Annotated in this window: 13 protein-coding genes and 1 tRNA gene; 9 read left to right on the forward strand and 5 right to left on the reverse strand. The window is 69.7% G+C overall.

Annotation, left to right across the window (positions count from 1 at the left end; genetic code table 11):
• The first annotated feature begins 24 nt into the window (after positions 1-24).
• Positions 25-1,485, forward strand: coding sequence for a polyprenol phosphomannose-dependent alpha 1,6 mannosyltransferase MptB (gene mptB, locus OG884_RS16980; protein ID WP_326646323.1), 1,461 nt, complete (start codon positions 25-27; stop codon positions 1,483-1,485).
• Here mptB and OG884_RS16985 read toward each other — a convergent pair.
• Positions 1,367-3,781, reverse strand: a complete 2,415-nt coding sequence (locus tag OG884_RS16985) for a hypothetical protein (protein WP_326646324.1) — start codon at positions 3,779-3,781, stop codon at positions 1,367-1,369. The two genes, mptB and OG884_RS16985, sit on opposite strands and share 119 nt — an antisense overlap.
• A 78-nt stretch (positions 3,782-3,859) precedes the next feature.
• On the opposite strand from OG884_RS16985, the gene OG884_RS16990 reads away from it, so the two are divergent.
• From OG884_RS16990 to OG884_RS37525, 4 genes are all read left to right on the forward strand, one after another.
• Entirely contained in the window at positions 3,860-5,305 is a 1,446-nt protein-coding gene (locus tag OG884_RS16990; RefSeq protein WP_326646325.1) for a glycosyltransferase 87 family protein, read from the forward strand.
• 189 nt (positions 5,306-5,494) lie between these two features.
• Positions 5,495-6,415 carry a prephenate dehydratase gene (gene pheA, locus OG884_RS16995; RefSeq protein WP_326646326.1) on the forward strand — a complete coding sequence of 307 codons (921 nt, stop codon included), beginning with the start codon at positions 5,495-5,497 and terminating at the stop codon, positions 6,413-6,415.
• 72 nt (positions 6,416-6,487) lie between these two features.
• Positions 6,488-7,750, forward strand: coding sequence for a serine--tRNA ligase (gene serS, locus OG884_RS17000; RefSeq protein WP_326646327.1), 1,263 nt, complete (start codon positions 6,488-6,490; stop codon positions 7,748-7,750).
• 139 nt (positions 7,751-7,889) lie between these two features.
• Positions 7,890-8,327: an FAD-dependent monooxygenase gene (locus OG884_RS37525; RefSeq protein WP_442811697.1), complete on the forward strand. Its 438-nt coding sequence runs from the start codon at positions 7,890-7,892 to the stop codon at positions 8,325-8,327.
• On the opposite strand, the gene OG884_RS17005 is transcribed toward OG884_RS37525, so the two are convergent.
• Positions 8,278-8,481, reverse strand: coding sequence for a cold-shock protein (locus tag OG884_RS17005; RefSeq protein WP_012886943.1), 204 nt, complete (start codon positions 8,479-8,481; stop codon positions 8,278-8,280). The genes OG884_RS37525 and OG884_RS17005 overlap by 50 nt on opposite strands.
• 237 nt (positions 8,482-8,718) lie before the next feature.
• Here OG884_RS17005 and OG884_RS17010 point away from each other — a divergent pair, with 237 nt between their 5' ends.
• A complete protein-coding gene (locus OG884_RS17010; protein ID WP_326646328.1) occupies positions 8,719-9,519 on the forward strand; it encodes an HAD family hydrolase in 801 nt (266 codons plus the stop codon).
• A 69-nt stretch (positions 9,520-9,588) separates the two neighbouring features.
• On the opposite strand, the gene OG884_RS17015 is transcribed toward OG884_RS17010, so the two are convergent.
• Both OG884_RS17015 and OG884_RS17020 read right to left on the reverse strand, forming a co-directional pair.
• A complete protein-coding gene (locus tag OG884_RS17015) occupies positions 9,589-10,107 on the reverse strand; it encodes a bacterial proteasome activator family protein (protein WP_326646329.1) in 519 nt (172 codons plus the stop codon).
• A gap of 4 nt (positions 10,108-10,111) precedes the next feature.
• Positions 10,112-11,068 (reverse strand): NAD(P)H-quinone oxidoreductase, encoded by a 957-nt coding sequence (locus OG884_RS17020; RefSeq protein WP_326646330.1) that lies wholly within the window; start codon positions 11,066-11,068, stop codon positions 10,112-10,114.
• A gap of 115 nt (positions 11,069-11,183) precedes the next feature.
• Between OG884_RS17020 and OG884_RS17025 the strand changes: the two genes are divergently transcribed.
• Both OG884_RS17025 and OG884_RS17030 read left to right on the forward strand, forming a co-directional pair.
• Positions 11,184-13,466 (forward strand): nucleotide-binding protein, encoded by a 2,283-nt coding sequence (locus OG884_RS17025; protein WP_326646331.1) that lies wholly within the window; start codon positions 11,184-11,186, stop codon positions 13,464-13,466.
• A 118-nt stretch (positions 13,467-13,584) separates the two neighbouring features.
• Positions 13,585-13,673: transfer RNA gene (locus OG884_RS17030), tRNA-Ser, on the forward strand.
• A 233-nt stretch (positions 13,674-13,906) separates the two neighbouring features.
• Here OG884_RS17030 and OG884_RS17035 read toward each other — a convergent pair.
• Positions 13,907-14,221 carry an ADP-ribosylglycohydrolase family protein gene (locus OG884_RS17035; protein ID WP_326646940.1) on the reverse strand — a complete coding sequence of 105 codons (315 nt, stop codon included), beginning with the start codon at positions 14,219-14,221 and terminating at the stop codon, positions 13,907-13,909.
• A 194-nt stretch (positions 14,222-14,415) separates the two neighbouring features.
• Here OG884_RS17035 and OG884_RS17040 point away from each other — a divergent pair, with 194 nt between their 5' ends.
• Positions 14,416-14,982: a DUF6461 domain-containing protein gene (locus OG884_RS17040; protein ID WP_326646332.1), complete on the forward strand. Its 567-nt coding sequence runs from the start codon at positions 14,416-14,418 to the stop codon at positions 14,980-14,982.
• Positions 14,983-15,237 lie beyond the last annotated feature (255 nt).

Below are 15,237 nucleotides of genomic sequence, written 5' to 3' on the forward strand. Positions count from 1 at the left end.
TGTGGGATGTGCTGGAATCTGCGGGTGAGCTTGGAGGCGCCGGTCGGCGACAGGAGGCGGGGCCCCGCCGGCGGCATGCCGCGGAGGCTCGACATCGCCGCGTTCGGGGCCATGGGGCTCTCGGTGGCGGTCACGGTCCTGATCGGGCTGCTGGGGCCCTCTGCCATGGTCCCCAGGCTGCCCGGGCCGTCCTGGCAGCCACCGTACTCGCTGGACGCCCACGTGAGCGCCCATCTGGTCATCGCCATGGGCGCCGCCGCGATCGTCCTGGGCGGGCTCGGTCTCGCCGCCGCGCTCAGGTCCCGGTGGAGGCCGGAACCGCGATGGCTGCTCATGGCGGGCTGCACCGCCGCGGGCCTGCTCGCCTTCCTGCCGCCCTCGGGTTCGGCCGACCATCTCAACTACGCCGCGTACGGCCGCCTGGTCACGCTCGGCCAGGACCCCTACGCGATCACCCCGGCCCTCCTGCCCCACGATCCGGTCACCGGCGCGGTGGAGGAGTGGGCCGGGGTGACCAGCGTCTACGGCCCGGTCGCCACCGCCGTGCAGGCGCTGGCGAGTCTCGTGGGCGGCGACTCGGTCAGGCTGACGATCTTCGTGATGGCCGCGGTCAACGCCGCGGCGTTCATCGGTACGGCGCTGCTGCTGCACCGTTTCGCCAGGGGCGACGCGGGCCTGCAGCGGCGGGCGGCGCTGCTCTGGGCGGCCAACCCGCTGATGATCTATCACCTGGCCGCGGGGATGCACATCGACACCCTCGCCATCGCCTGCATGGTCGCCGCGCTCACGGTTCGCGGGGCCGCCTCCGGGCTGCTGCTCGGGGTGGGCATCGGGGTCAAGCTCAACACGGGGCTCGTCGCCCTCGGCCCGGCATGGGAGCTGCGCCGCTCGCCGGGCAGGCTCGCCGTGGTGGCGGGGACCGCGACGGCCACCGTGGTGGCGATCTACGCCGTCGCCGGGCCGCACGTGCTCGACCAGGTGAGCGCCGCCAGCAGGAAGGTCTCGCTCGCCACGCCCTGGCAGCTCGTCAAGGTGGGGCTCCAGTCGCTCTTCGGGCCGGGCGCGTACTCGGCCTGGATCCAGATCGGCTCCCTGCTGCTGATGGTCTGTCTGGCCTGGCTGGTGCTGCGGGCACTGCCTGCCGACAGCGCGCCCGCGGTCGCCGCCGTGATGGTGGTCGCCTGGCTGTTCGCCGCGCCGTACGCGCTGCCCTGGTACGACGGGCTGGCCTTCGCGCTGCTGGCCATGGCGTCCTGGCCCGCGCTGGAAGGCTTCATGGTGGCCAGGGTCGTCGTGCTGTCGCTGGGCTACCTTCCGGCCAGGGAGGCGCTGCGGCCCGAGGACCTGCTCTGGATGAAGACCCTGCTCAGGGAGCGGGTGGTGCCGTGGACGCTGCTGGCGTTGACGATCGCCCTGGCGTGGTGGGCGGCGAGAGCGCCAGGGCGCGCACGGAGGCGGCCAGCGTCAGCGGAACCGCGACCGTGAGCGCCATCGCCGGGATCGCGATGCCCGAGTCGTTCATCAGGAAGCCGATCAGCGCGCAGGCCAGCGCGCCGATCAGCCCGGCGCGCAGCGCGGGCGCGAGCGCGTAGGCCCGGCCCAGGGCCGAGGCCCCCCATCGCGACGGGCGGTCGAGCACCAGGAACAGGAACGCCAGTGCGACCAGCGTGAGCAGGGACAGCGACCAGTTGCCGACCGTGACCCCGATCATCGCGCCGAACTTGCGGCCGACCACGGTCCACGCCTCCCCGTCCAGCACCTGCTGGACGAAGGCACCCAGGTGGGTGCGCTGGTCGGCGGCTCTGCGCCAGTCGACCACCGCGATGGTGCCGATCAGCAGGCCACCCGCCAAGGCGGCCAGACCCAGCTTGACCGGTGAGACCCGCCCACCGGACAGCAGGATCACAAAGACGGCGACCCCCACCAGGAACGCCGGGACCCCGCCGAAGTCGGCGCCCCACGCGGGCCAGCCGTCGGCGAACACCGCCGGCCCTCCGTACGCCGCGCACACCGCGAGCGCGAGCCCGCGCCGGCCGTGTGAGATCAGCCACTGGGCCGTCCCGGCCAGGGCCAGGATCGTACCGGCGGAGTAGACGGCGAAGGCGATGTTGCTGAAACCGTAGAAGCGCCCGCCGGTGACCGGCTCGTAGCCGGTGACCGCGTTCACCTGGAGCACCGAGCCGGTCATCACGTCGGCCAGCAGCGTCATCGAGGTGATGGCGGCGACCACGGTCAGCGGGCCCAGCGGGTGCGCCCGCCACGGCCCGGCGAACGCCACTCCCGCGATCACGCAGGCGAACCCGAGGATCGTCACGATCACCGAGACCATCGGGGCGGGCAGGCTCCACCAGGGAACGAGTTGCGCCAGGAAGGTGGAGACCGCGATCGCTCCGCTGACCACGGCGACCGCCTGGACGGCGGTCAGGGCTCGCGAGCCGCCCCAGCCGCGCCGGATCGCGACGGCGGCCAGCAGGTAAAACAGGATCTGTACCGCCACGAACACCGCGAAGAACGGCCCTCTCACCTCGCGCAGCACCTGGCTCGCCAGGTCGTCGTCCGCCAGCCTCTCCACGGTCGCCGCGACCGGCTCCCCGCTCGGTCCCTCGCCCTGCCAGGCGCGCCCCACGACTCCGTTCGGGGATCGCAGGCCCAGCAGGTCGATCGCGGTGGCGGTCAGGTCGGTGTTGGTGACCAGGCCGTCCTGGCGGGTGGAGGTGGCGGTGAGGTAGCCACGCGGGTACGGCTCACCGCCGGGGGCCGGGCCCCGGGCGATCGCCACGTGCAGGTGCGGCGCGATCGAGGTGTCGGCCAGGCCGCTGAGCAGGACCGTGGTCCCGGCCCCGCCGGCCGTCGCGGCGGGCGGAGCCTGTCCGGCTTCGGGTGTCTGCGTGGTTTCCGGGGTCTGCGCGGGGAGCGGGGGGGCCGCCGGGTCCGTGGCGGCCGGGCGTGCGGGGGGCAGGCGATCGAGGACCGTGCCCACCGCGCGGTCGGCCCTGGCCACTGCCTCCCGCCTGGCCTGGCCGGTCATCGAGACCGGGACGCCGTCCGGGGCGAGGCCGCCGCCGATCCAGGCCCTGGCGAGGTCGTCGGCCTCCACAACGATCAGCCGGTACGGGGACAGCTCGCCGAGTTCCTCGATGTTCGCCGCGTATTTCGCGATTTTTCCTGATTCGTCGGCGGCGGCGAGTGCGGCCCCCGGCCCGACGGCGGCCACCTTCAGGCCCGCTTCGGCCGCGAGCCGGCCCAGCTGCCCGAGAACCGGCCGGTAGGAGGTGGTGGCGTTGAAAGCGGACAGCTCAGCCCAGCCGGGCACGCTCGCCCCGCCGTCGGAGGTCGCCTCCGGCGTGCGCGGCAACTCGCAGCCCGTGCCGGGGGCGCCCGCCCGCTGGCCTGCGGAGATCGTCAACCAGCCCGCCACCGGGCAGGTGATCCCCCGGTCCGGCGGCGGAACCGCCCGGGTGGACATGGACGCGGACCCGCCCTCGCCCGCGAGCCTCCACAGGTTCGGGGTCCGTTCCCGGTCCAGGTCGCTCCACTCCAGCCCCGGTACCCCGACGAGCACGACCCTCTCGGGGAGCGCCCTCGCCACCGAGGCGCTCGCCGTACCGGCACCGAGGACGCCGAGGGCCCCCGAGGCGCCGAGCAGCCCGCAGACCGCGGCCAGTAGCAGGGACATGGTGATCAGAACGGTCCTGGAGAACCCCGTTGGCCGTGTCGCGGCGCCGGGCGTTCCGGTGGCGGCCGGGAGCGCGGGCCCGCGACCGCGCGGTGTCGAAGCCATCCGTTCCCCTGTCCGTATCCGTCGGGCAGCCGTTTCCCCGGCCCCACGGTAGCCTGCCTGGTCGTGAGGACTGGCGAGGTGACCACGACCGAACGGCGCACGTGGACGTGGCCGACGTGGCCGACGTGGCCGACGTGGTCGAGGTGGTTGCCGTGGCTGCCCGCGCTGCTGCTCGTCGCCGCGGCGGTGGCCCCGCTGGTGCTCTACTGGCTGGGCAACGTGGACGACCAGCGCCTGGTCGACCTGGATGTGTACCGTACCGGCGGAGAAGCGGTCCTGGAGGGCAGGTCCGTCTACGGATTCGTCACGGCCGCGCCGCAGCTGCTGCCCTTCACCTACCCGCCGGTGGCGGCGCTGCTGGCCACGCCGCTGGCGGCGGTGTCGTGGCCGGCGGCGCAGTGGGCCTGGACAGCTCTGATCTTCCTGACGCTGGCGGTCACCGTCGGGTTCTCCTTCCGTGCCGTGCTCGGGGGGACGGACACCCCGGTTCCGGGCACCGTACCGGCCACGACGGGCACGCAGGGCGCGGTGTCCGCCTCGCCGGGGGCCGTTCCCGGTACGCCTGCCGGAGACCCGGCACGGGCGGGCGTGCCACCGGAGGGCGCGCGTACCCGGTCACGCGGGATGGGCGGCCTGGAGAGGCTGCGCGGGATGGACCGGCTGTGGGCGCCGCTGCTGTTCGCCGTCCTGATGATCGCGTGCACCTACCTGATGCCGGTCAGGGACCAGGTCCGCTTCGGCCAGGTGGACATCCTGCTCGTCGCGCTCTGCCTGGCCGACTGTGTGGCCAGGCGTCCGGTGTGGCCGCGCGGCATGCTGATCGGCCTGGCCACGGCGGTCAAGCTCACTCCCGGTGTCTTCCTGATCTACCTCCTCATCACCGGTTTCGGCCCCGGGGCGAGGCGGGAGCAGCGCGACACCTTCCTCATGGCCGCGCTCACCGCCGCGCTGCTGACCCTGCTGCCGTTCCTGGTGATCCCGGCGGACGCCGCCGACTTCTGGTTCCGCGCGCTGCTCGACCCCGAGCGGCTCGGTGCCAACGCCGCGACCACCAACCAGTCGATGCGCGGCATGCTCATCCGGCTCTACCTGCCCGACGTGCTGACGAGCGTGCTCTGGGTGGCGCTGGTCGCCGTGGTCGCCTGGTACGGCTTCCGTCACGCCCGCAGGGCGCTGCTCGACGGGCACCTCGTGGCCGGGGTCGCCCTGGTCGGGCTGATGGCGGTGCTGCTCTCTCCGGTCGCCTGGATCCACCACCTGGCCTGGGTGGTCGTGGTGCTCGGGGCGCTGGTCGGTGACGGGCGCGACCCGGTCAGGGTCCGGGTGGCCGCCGGGGTCTGGCTCTACTACGTGCTGCCGATCCCCTGGTGGGGGGTGACGATCAAGGCGGCGGAGATCCCGGTGCTCAGTCCCGTGCTGGGCAAGATCGTGCAGAACGGGTTCGGGCTGGGCGCGCTGGCCCTGGTCTGGCTGCTGGGGGTGTGGCTGCCCAGACGGAGAGCGACATTTCGGGCACTCCGCTGACGTGAGGTGAATTGTGGCGTCAAGCGGCCGGTGGTGAAGCGACCTGCGGTGTGAAATAACCAGATTTGATGTGATCTATGGCGTGAAATGACCCAATGCGGAGCGACCCGGGCGGTCGCGGGGAGGGCGGACGGCCCGAGCGTGCGATCCTGGGCACATTTTCCGACAGTCGCCGGATAGCCTGAGGTCATGCCGAAACTCGCTTACCTGGGACCGGAGGGAACCTTCACCGAGGAAGCCCTGCGCATCCTGGCGCCGGAGGCCGAGCGTCTGCCGAGCCCGAACATCACCGCGGCCCTCGAATCGGTCCGGCGTGGCGAGGCGGAGGGGGCAGTCGTCCCGCTGGAGAACTCGCTCGAAGGCGCCATCACCACGACACTTGACGAGCTCGCCCAAGGCGAGCCGCTGCTCATCACCGCGGAGCTGCTGCTCCCCGTCGAGTTCTCGCTCCTGGTGCGCCCAGGCACCGAGATGGGGCACATCAAGAGGGTCTTCACCCACCCGGCGGCCATCACCCAGTGCCGCAACTTCACGGCCCGTGAGCTGCCCGACGCCGTGGTGGTCGCCGCCCCGTCGACAGCGGCGGCGGCGCAGGAGGTCGCGACCCCCGGCTCGCCGTACGACGCCGCCATCGCCGCGCGCATCGCCGGTGAGCACTACGGCCTCGTCCCGCTCGCGACCGGGATCGGTGACCGCACCGACACCGTGACCCGGTTCGTCCGGGTGTCACGTCCAGGACCGCTGCCCGAGCCGACCGGTGCCGATCGCACCTCGCTGGTCGTTTTCCTGGCCGACGACCATCCGGGCGCGCTGCTGGAGATGCTGACCGAGTTCTCCGTCCGCGGCGTCAACCTGTCCCGCATCGAGTCGCGGCCCACCGGCGACGGCATCGGCCGTTACTTCTTCCACTTCGACTTCGAGGGCCACGTCGCCGACGCCCGGGTCGGCGAGGCGATCTCCGGTCTCCACCGGATCTCCGCCAAGGTGCGCTTCCTGGGCAGTTACCCGCGCGCCGACGCTCTCGTCCCGCAGATCAAGCCCGGTACAAACGACGACGACTTCGCCGAGGCCGCCGCCTGGCTCGGCAGGATCCGTACCGGCCAGGGCTGATCACCGACCGTTATCGGGCCGGGCGGGTTAATCCGGGCGCGGGCGCGAGCCGTACATCGGTAGCCTGTGACTGTGATTGACCTGCGTACCCTTCGTGAGGATCCCGACCGGCTACGGGCGTCGCAGCGTGCCCGCGGTGAGGACGACTCTGTCGTCGAAACGCTGCTCGACCTCGATGAGCGCCGGCGTGGTGCGCTGAGCCGCTTCGAGACGCTCCGTGCCGAGCAGAAGACCGTCGGCAAGTCGGTCTCCCGCGCCTCGGGAGAGGAGAAGGCGACCCTGCTGGAGCGGGCGAAGGACCTCTCCTCACAGGTCAAGTCGGCCGAGGCCGAGGCGGAGAAGCTCGCCGCCGAGCTCGATGAGCTGATCTACACGGTGCCCAACCTGGTGGAGGAGGGGGCTCCCGAGGGCGGCGAGGACGACTACGTCGTCCTGGAGGAGATCGGTGGGAAGCCGTCCTTCGACTTCAAGCCCAAGGACCACCTGGAGCTCGGCGAGCTGCTCGGCGCCATCGACATGGAGCGCGGCGCGAAGGTGTCGGGCTCGCGGTTCTTCTTCCTGAGGGGCGTCGGTGCGCGGCTCCAGCTCGGGCTGCTCAACATGGCCATGCAGCAGGCGATCGAGGCGGGCTTCGTCCCGATGATCACGCCCGTGCTGGTCAAGCCGGAGTCGATGAAGGGCACCGGCTTCCTCGGCGCCCACGCCGGCGAGATCTACCACCTGCCTGACGACGACCTGTTCCTGGTCGGCACGAGCGAGGTGCCGATGGCGGCCTACCACGGCGGCGAGATCCTCGACGGCTCCGCGCTCCCGTACCGCTACGCGGGATGGTCCTCGTGTTTTCGCCGCGAGGCCGGCTCGTACGGCAAGGACACCCGAGGCATCATCCGGGTTCACCAGTTCGACAAGGTGGAGATGTTCTCCTATGTCCGGCCAGAGGATGCGCACGCCGAGCACCTGCGCCTGCTCGACTGGGAGAAGGAGATGCTGGCCAAGGTCGAGCTGCCCTATCGGGTGATCGACACCGCGGCCGGAGACCTGGGCACCTCGGCCGCCCGGAAGTTCGACTGCGAGGCGTGGGTGCCGAGTCAGGGTCGCTACCGCGAACTCACCTCGACCTCCAACTGCACCGACTTCCAGGCCCGCCGCCTCGGGGTGCGTTTCCGTGAATCCGGTGGCAAGCCCCAGCACGTGGCCACCCTGAACGGCACGCTGGCCACCACCCGCTGGATCGTCGCGATCCTGGAGAACCACCAGCAGGCCGACGGTTCCGTCGTGCTCCCCAAGGCTCTGCGCCCGTACGTCGGCCTCGACGTGCTCGAACCCGTCAAGTAGGCCCGTTCGCGACAGGGCCCCGCCGCCAGGCGGGGCCCTGTCGCGTTCACGCCGGACGTTCCACCACTTCCCTCGTGCCCGCCCAGCCGACCAGGACGCTCTGGCTCCGACACGGTGTTCCGGTTGGTTCCACCGTCCCGTGAAGCAACACGAAGGTGGTGACGCCGCACACCTCCACAGTTCCGCAGGAGGGCAGGGAATGAACGCCGGAATCCGGGAACGCCACGCCCCGGCCCAGGCCCTCACGATCGCTCTCAGCGGCGGGCAGGCGGATCTGGGCCGCCACACCGCCGAGTCTGAGGCGGGACCGCCGGGGGAGTCCGCCGGTGAGGGCGGTGTCTGCCGGTGGAACGGTGTCAGCAGGCGAGGGCGACGGGACCAACGGAAGGCCACACGGACGGCCACACGGAAGGCCGAATGGTCGATCGGCCGGGCGTTCCGAGGTGCCCTGGAAATGCGGAAGGCGGGGTTCGCGAAGAGCGAACCCCGCCTTCCGGTCAAACAGGTTCAACCAAGAGGTCTATGCGTCAGACGGCGCGGACCTGCGAGGCCTGCGGGCCTTTCTGGCCCTGGGTGATCTCGAACTCGACCCGCTGGCCGTCTTCGAGGCTACGGTAGCCGTTGCCCTGGATTTCGGAGAAGTGCACGAACACGTCCGGTGCACCGCCATCCGGTGCGATGAAGCCGAAGCCCTTTTCAGCATTGAACCACTTGACGGTTCCCTGAGCCATTAAAGCTCTCCCTCAGGATTTGAAACTTTGGGATTCACACCTCATGAACCCCATGTGTCGTACAGCGGGCCCCGGGGTGGCTCAGTCAAACTGGTTTTCACAACGGGATTCAGCTAATACAACGCCATCACATCTAACACTATCCGGCGCATGCGTGTTCCCGCCATCAGGAAGATTCCTAGGACAGGATCCTGGGGGCCGACACCTCGGCCATCACAGTGCAGACTGGGACTTGTTATGCGAAGCCCCAGGCTGGTCGCCACCGACCTCGACGGCACTGCTCTGCGCTCGGACGGCACCGTCTCCCCCCGTACAGCCGCCGCTTTTGCGCTTGTGGAGAACGCCGGAGCCGCGCTGGTCTTCGTGACCGGCAGGCCACCCCGCTGGATGCACACTGTCGCGGGCGCCGTGCGCCATCGTGGGCTGGCCATATGCGCCAACGGAGCCCTCGTCTACGACCTGCACACCGAGCAGATCGTCAAATCCCATCTCATCCATCCGGACGTGCTTGAAGAGGTGGTGAGACGACTCAGGGAAAAGGTTCCCGACCTTGCCTTCTCAGTGGAATACGAAGGCGGATTCGCCCACGAATCGGACTTTCGTCTCGGAGGGTGGGACAACAGGGCGGTCGGCGGACTCCGCGTGGGAACGGCCACGCTCACCTCGCGGCCCTGCGCCAAACTCCTGGCACTTCACCCCGCGATGGATCCCGACATTCTCCACGCGGCGGTCCGCGGGCTGGTCGGTGACCTGGTCACTCCCACCCACTCCAGCGGCCGGGCACTGATCGAGATGAGCGCGCACGGCGTCACGAAGGCCTCCGCGCTGGCCCATCTCGCCATGACGCGCGACATCGAGCCGCACGAAGTGATCGCCTTCGGTGACATGCCCAACGATCTTCCGATGCTCCGGTGGGCCGGCACCTCGTACGCCGTCGCCAACGCCCACCCGGAGGTGCTGGCCGCGGTCGATCACGTGACCGCGGCCAACAACGACGACGGGGTCGCCGGAGTCCTTGAGAGGCTCTACGGATCGTGACGGGGCTCCGCGGGCCCGGGGATGTCCACCCGGGCCCCTGACACGGCGTTCGAAAGCTTCCGCGATCCCCTACAGGTAGGGGCCGGGGTTGCCGCCCGGGTGGCCCTCCTGCTGCTGTTGGAGGGAGACTCCACCGGGCAGGGCCCTGCGCATGTTCTCCAACTGGGCGCGGGCCGCCATCTGCTGGGCGAAGAGCGTGGTCTGTATGCCGTGGAACAGCCCTTCAAGCCAGCCGACCAGCTGCGCATGGGCGATCCGGAGCTCCGCGTCGCTCGGCGGGGTGCCGTTGACGTTCTCGGTGAACGGCAGTGACAGCCGTTCCAGCTCTTCGACCAACTCCGGCGCCAGACCGTCCTCGAGCTCCTTGATGGAACTCTGGTGGATCTCCTTGAGCCGTTTACGGCTGGCCTCGTCCAGCGGAGCCGCCCGGACCTCCTCCAAGAGCTGACGGATCATGCTGCCGATGCGCATCACCTTGGCGGGCTGCTCGACCAGGTCGGCTATCGACCGACCCTCGGAGTTCTCATCTTCCTGAGAGCCCTGGGGACCCACGACCACGATGTGCGGAGTGCTCTCCTCAGTGTTCATAGCCTCAACCTACTAGCAGGATTTTCCCGGTGTGTTCCCCGGAGTCCAGGATCCGGTGGGCCTCGGCCGCGTCGCTCATCGGCACCTGGGCGTGCACCACGGGCCGGATCGCCCCAGCATCGATCAGGGGCCAGACGTTGTCCACGACTCCGCGCACGATGACGCCCTTCTCGTCGACGGGCCGGGCACGCAGGGTGGTGCCGTGCACCGAGGCCCGCTTCGCCAGCAGGGCTCCCAGATCCAGCTCGCCCTTCGCGCCGCCCTGCAGGCCGATCACGACCAGCCGCCCGCCCGTCTTGAGAACCTTGATATTCCCCGGGAGGTATCTGCCGCCGATGATGTCGAGGATCACATCGGCCCTGACCTTCTCGGAGAATTCCTCCCGCCGGTAGTCGATCCCCTCGTCGGCGCCCAGCTCCAGACAGCGGGTGATCTTCTCGGGTGACCCGGCGGTGACGACCACGCGCGAGCCGAACGCCTTCGCCAGCTGGACGGCCATCGTGCCGATCCCGCTGGCGCCGCCGTGCACGAGGAGGGTCTCGCCCTTCCGCAGACGCGCGGTCATGAAGACGTTGGACCAGACGGTGCAGGCCACCTCGGGCAGGCCGGCCGCCTCGACGAGGTCGACGCCGTCGGGCACCCGCATGACCTGCTGCCAGGGCACGGCGACCTTCTCCGCGTACCCGCCGCCACTGAGCAGCGCGCACACCCGGTCACCCGGCGCGAATCCCTCGACGTCCGGTCCCACCTCACTGACCACGCCGGAACACTCCAGCCCTGGGTACGGGGAGGCGCCGGCGGGCGGATTGTAGAAACCCTGCCGCTGTAGCGCGTCGGCCCTGTTGACCGCGGAGGCCACCACGTCGATGATGATTTCGCCGCGCTCTGGTAACGGGTCGGGAACCTCCCGCCACGTCAGAACTTCCGGTCCACCTGGTTTATCGATCACGATGGCGCGCATGTGAGCAAAGGTATCCGCCGAGCCAACTTGGTGGTTGCTCGCGTTGACAAGAACACAGGGCGTTAACCTGCTATGTGTTTGCTGCCCTTTTATGCCCATCCCGAGGGGGAACACGGTGGCAAGACACGATCGTGAGGAATCTCTCGAGGAACAGCTCGCATGGCTTGACGCCATCAAGGAGCAGGAGGAGGCGCCGGCCCTGGCGGTGAAGGCCACCACGGTGGACGACACCGTCATCTCGCCGTACCCGAAGGATCCCTGGAGTCTGGTCCCGGCCGAGCCCGACACGGCGTCCTCGCCGCTGTTTCGCGCGGCCGTCGACTCGGCTCACCCGGCCACGAACTCGTCGGTGACTCCGTCGGTGACTTCGTCGGCGACCGAACCGCCGGCCGAGGACGCCGACGCGGCCGAGTGGATGGAGGCATCCGACACGGTGAGCTCCTTCACCGTGCCCGCCCCGGCATCCGGTAAGCAGGACAACGACGGCTTTCTCGCGCAGCTCAAGCCTCTGCCACGCCAGGAGTCCGACGACGGCGGTCTGGGAGACTTCACCGAGCCGCACATCCGCACCCCGTTCGCGGCGCCCGCGCACGAGCCGTCCCGCGGCCTGTTCGAGCAACCCCAGCGCCAGGCGGAGTCCTCCGATCCCGCCCCTTCCCCTGCCCCTACCGAGTCCGCAGACCCGGAGCCGGCCACCTCGACGTCCTCGGAGACCCAGCGGTTCTCCTTCGGGAGTAACGAGTTTGGTGGCACCGACCCCGGCCGGTTCTCCTTCGGCGGTGGCGACCAGGATCGCGCAGGAGGTACGGCCTTCTCCTTCGGAAGCGGAGACTTCTCCGTGGAGAGCAGCGGGTCCGACCGGCCTGCGGCCGAGGTCGGCGGTGACCTGTCCACGTCCGCCACCGCGGACGGCGGCGACCGCTTCACGTTCGGTTCGGTGGAAACCGACCGGTTCCCCACCGGTGGCGAATCCGCGGTGACACCGGCGGCGAAGGAGTCCCCCAGGCAGGCGCCCGTTCCCCCGTCCTCCCACGCGCCCGATCCCGAGCACGTCGAGCCGTTCCGGGCCCCCGAGTCCTTCGGCACCGACAGGCCGGAGCCGGCCGTGTCACCGGAACGTTCCTTCGGCTCCGCGGCGTCCTCCCCTTCCACTTTCTCGGCCTTCTCGGACCCCTCCTCCGGCCGGGAGCACACGGAACGGGAGGACTTCTTCGCACCCGGCCGGGAGAGCGGCTCACCCCAGGAACGTACGGACCCCTTCACGCCCGGCAAGGACGCGCCTGCCGCCCCCGGGCGGGAGGCAGCCTCGGCCCAGGAGCGCATGGAGCGGGAGAACCCCTTCGCGCCCGGCAGGGACACGGCCGAACCGGTGCGGGAGCCGTACCAGGCACGCCGCCGCCAGACGGCTTCGGCAGCCGCCTTCGGCACGACGGCCAGGCAGCAACCCCCGGGCACGGCCCCTCGGCAGTCGGCCGACAGCCTGGACCCGGAGTCGCTGCTCCGTGGGCGTCGCAACGCGCCCGCAGGGGGCTGGCGGAAGCTGGTCTACAAGGCGTCGGCGGGGCTGATCAAGCCGGGCGAGTCCCCTGAGGTACGTCGCCGCCGTGAACTGGTCGGCCGTGCGCGTACCCCGGTGGCCACCGGCCACCACCGCGTCGCCGTGCTCAGCCTCAAGGGCGGTGTCGGCAAGACCACCACCACGGTCGGCCTCGGCGCCACCCTCGCCCAGGTACGCGGAGACCGGGTCATCGCGGTCGACGCCAACCCCGACCGGGGAACCCTGTCGGACAAGGTCGAGCTCGAAACCTCCGCGACGGTCCGAGACCTGCTCAACGAGCGCCAGCAGATCAAGAGGTACGTCGACATCAGGGCCTTCACCTCCCAAGCCCCGTCGCGCCTGGAGATCCTCGCCTCGGACCGTGACCCGTCGGTGTCCGAGGCATTCAGCGCGTCCGACTACCAGTCGGTCTCGCAGGTCCTGGAGAACTTCTACTCGATCTGCATCACCGACTGCGGCACCGGCCTGCTCCACTCGGCCATGTCCGGCGTGCTCGGGCTGGCCGACCAGCTCGTCCTGGTCAGCTCCCCCTCCGTGGACGGCGCCCGCGCAGCCTCGGCGACCCTCGACTGGCTGGAGGCCCACCACTACGAGGAGCTGGTCCGCTCCGCCACCGTGGTGCTGTGCAGCGTCCGGCCGAGGTCGAAGTCGACCGTCGACATCGACCGCCTGGAAGCCCACTTCGCGGCCCGCTGCCGCGCCGTCATCCGGGTCCCCTACGACACGCACCTGGAGGAGGGCGCGGAGATCGAGCTGGACAGGCTCCAGCCCGCCACCCGCGAGTCCTACCTTCGCCTGGCCGCCTCGGTCGGCGACGGTTTCGCCGGTCCCCAACCCTGACCCACCCCCCGGCAGGCTGATGTTCCGCTTTGTTGTGCAGCGCCTGCCGGGTCTCGGGCACGTCCGGGCCAATGAGAGACTAGTGTGCAATCTGACACGTTCTTGGGACGTGTCACCAGGAGAGCTCGCCTAGTGGACGATGGCGGCGGTCTTGAAAACCGCTAGGCCGGGTGACCGGTCTCGTGGGTTCGAATCCCACGCTCTCCGCTGAGCACCGGAAACGGCGTTTGACCAGGCATTCAATCCTGGTGAGGCGCCGTTGATCGTTTCCGGGATGTGTAGCCGTAGGTCACCGTGAGCGGCTCTCGGCCGGTGTTCGCGGGATATACGCGGGATGGATCTTGAGGTGTTCTTGTCAATGTGAGGGCTTTTCATGCCCGGCCGTCTACGGCTGACACCGGGTGTTTGCGGCTGATCCTTCCCAGTGTCCTCCCCCGGGATCAGAATCGATCATCACTCCTCCAGTGTTCAGCCCACGTCTGAGAACCGTCTGGGGCGTCCGGTTCACGGTCAAGGGGCGGGGCGCCTGCCCAGTCCGGTAGCGGCTCGCATCGCCTTCTCCACTCCGAAGGCGGACGGGCGCTCCCTGAGGCCGCGACAATGCCGCCGACGATGGCACAGGTGGTGTCGATGTCACCACCTGCTGCCGCGGTGGTCCACATGGCCGTTTCGAAGTCCCGGCGTTCGCGGGCGGCGCTCCAGAGGGTGAAGGGCACCGTGTCGTGCGCGCTGACCTGCCGCCCGTTGCCCAGCATCGTGGCGGCGAGCACGGGATCACTCACAGGACTCACGGCCAACCGGTCCGCTCTGACCTGCACCCTGGTTTTCGCAGCTCAGCACTGCAAGATCAGTAGTCGGTTCCCAAGCCGGCAGCGCATGGACAACGAGTGGAGTTGTCGGCTCCCTCTGCCATGATCATCGCGATACGACTTCCATGGAAGGCAGATGAATGGGCGGCGCCACGGCAGTGACCTATGAATGGCTCTGCGAGGAGTTCACCGACGACGCCGACGAGACCTGGCTCTGCGTCGGCTTCGTGCGGGACCTGTCTCCTCGGGAAGCTCTGCGGCGGGTCCACGTCACCCCGGGCCCTCTGAGCGAGTCGGGACAGGGCATCGCGGCCTACGCGGCCAACGGCGGAACCGTCCTGATTGAATACGGCTGGGCGATAACCATCTACGACAAGGCCTATCTACTGTCCGCAGGCACAGCCGCGGCCTCGGTGTTCATGAACATCAAGAACGACGGCTTCACCTACTGCGTCGACGGCCGGCGGATCACCACGTTCAGCCTGTACGCCTATTCTCTTCGGGAGGGGGCCGACCCCGACCGACTCCAGGCGGATGTCGAGGACCTCGGCATGGACATCGACGGCGACCAGCTCGGCTTTCCCGACGATTCCGTCTCCAGCGCTCTGGCCCTTGCCGAACGCGCCACGGGCGTCCACCTGTCTTCCGCCCGTTTCGCCAGTCCGGCTCTGATCGGATCCACCGACCATATCTACCCCTACCGCTGACACCCTTGGCTCATGAAGATCCGGAACATGCGCGGAACGATCTCGGCCTGCCATACCTGGTAAGACGCGAAGCTGCAGGCCATGACACCAAACGTTACATAGGAAGCCCTCCACTTTTAATCCGCGGGTTCAGGGGGTGAGCTGCGCTCCCCAGCGCAATTCTGAGGTGAAGCGACGTCGATGGGAGCATCGGAGGGGAGGCTGGACAGCGCCGTCGGCGAAGCCTCGAAACGCCTCCGACCTCTACGCCTCGGT

Source organism: Streptosporangium sp. NBC_01755 (assembly GCF_035917995.1).
In the GTDB taxonomy this organism is placed as follows: Bacteria; Actinomycetota; Actinomycetes; order Streptosporangiales; family Streptosporangiaceae; genus Streptosporangium.

Bases quoted from the DNA above. Each gene is read 5' to 3' on its own strand.
- OG884_RS16985 (WP_326646324.1), bottom strand. From the start codon at position 3,781: ATGGCTTCGACACCGCGCGGTCGCGGGCCCGCGCTCCCGGCCGCCACC.
- OG884_RS17035 (WP_326646940.1), bottom strand. From the start codon at position 14,221: ATGCTGGGCAACGGGCGGCAGGTCAGCGCGCACGACACGGTGCCCTTC.
- OG884_RS17015 (WP_326646329.1), bottom strand. From the start codon at position 10,107: ATGAACACTGAGGAGAGCACTCCGCACATCGTGGTCGTGGGTCCCCAG.
- OG884_RS17040 (WP_326646332.1), top strand. From the start codon at position 14,416: ATGGGCGGCGCCACGGCAGTGACCTATGAATGGCTCTGCGAGGAGTTC.
- pheA (WP_326646326.1), top strand. From the start codon at position 5,495: ATGCCGAAACTCGCTTACCTGGGACCGGAGGGAACCTTCACCGAGGAA.
- OG884_RS17005 (WP_012886943.1), bottom strand. From the start codon at position 8,481: ATGGCTCAGGGAACCGTCAAGTGGTTCAATGCTGAAAAGGGCTTCGGC.
- OG884_RS17020 (WP_326646330.1), bottom strand. From the start codon at position 11,068: ATGCGCGCCATCGTGATCGATAAACCAGGTGGACCGGAAGTTCTGACG.
- OG884_RS17010 (WP_326646328.1), top strand. From the start codon at position 8,719: ATGCGAAGCCCCAGGCTGGTCGCCACCGACCTCGACGGCACTGCTCTG.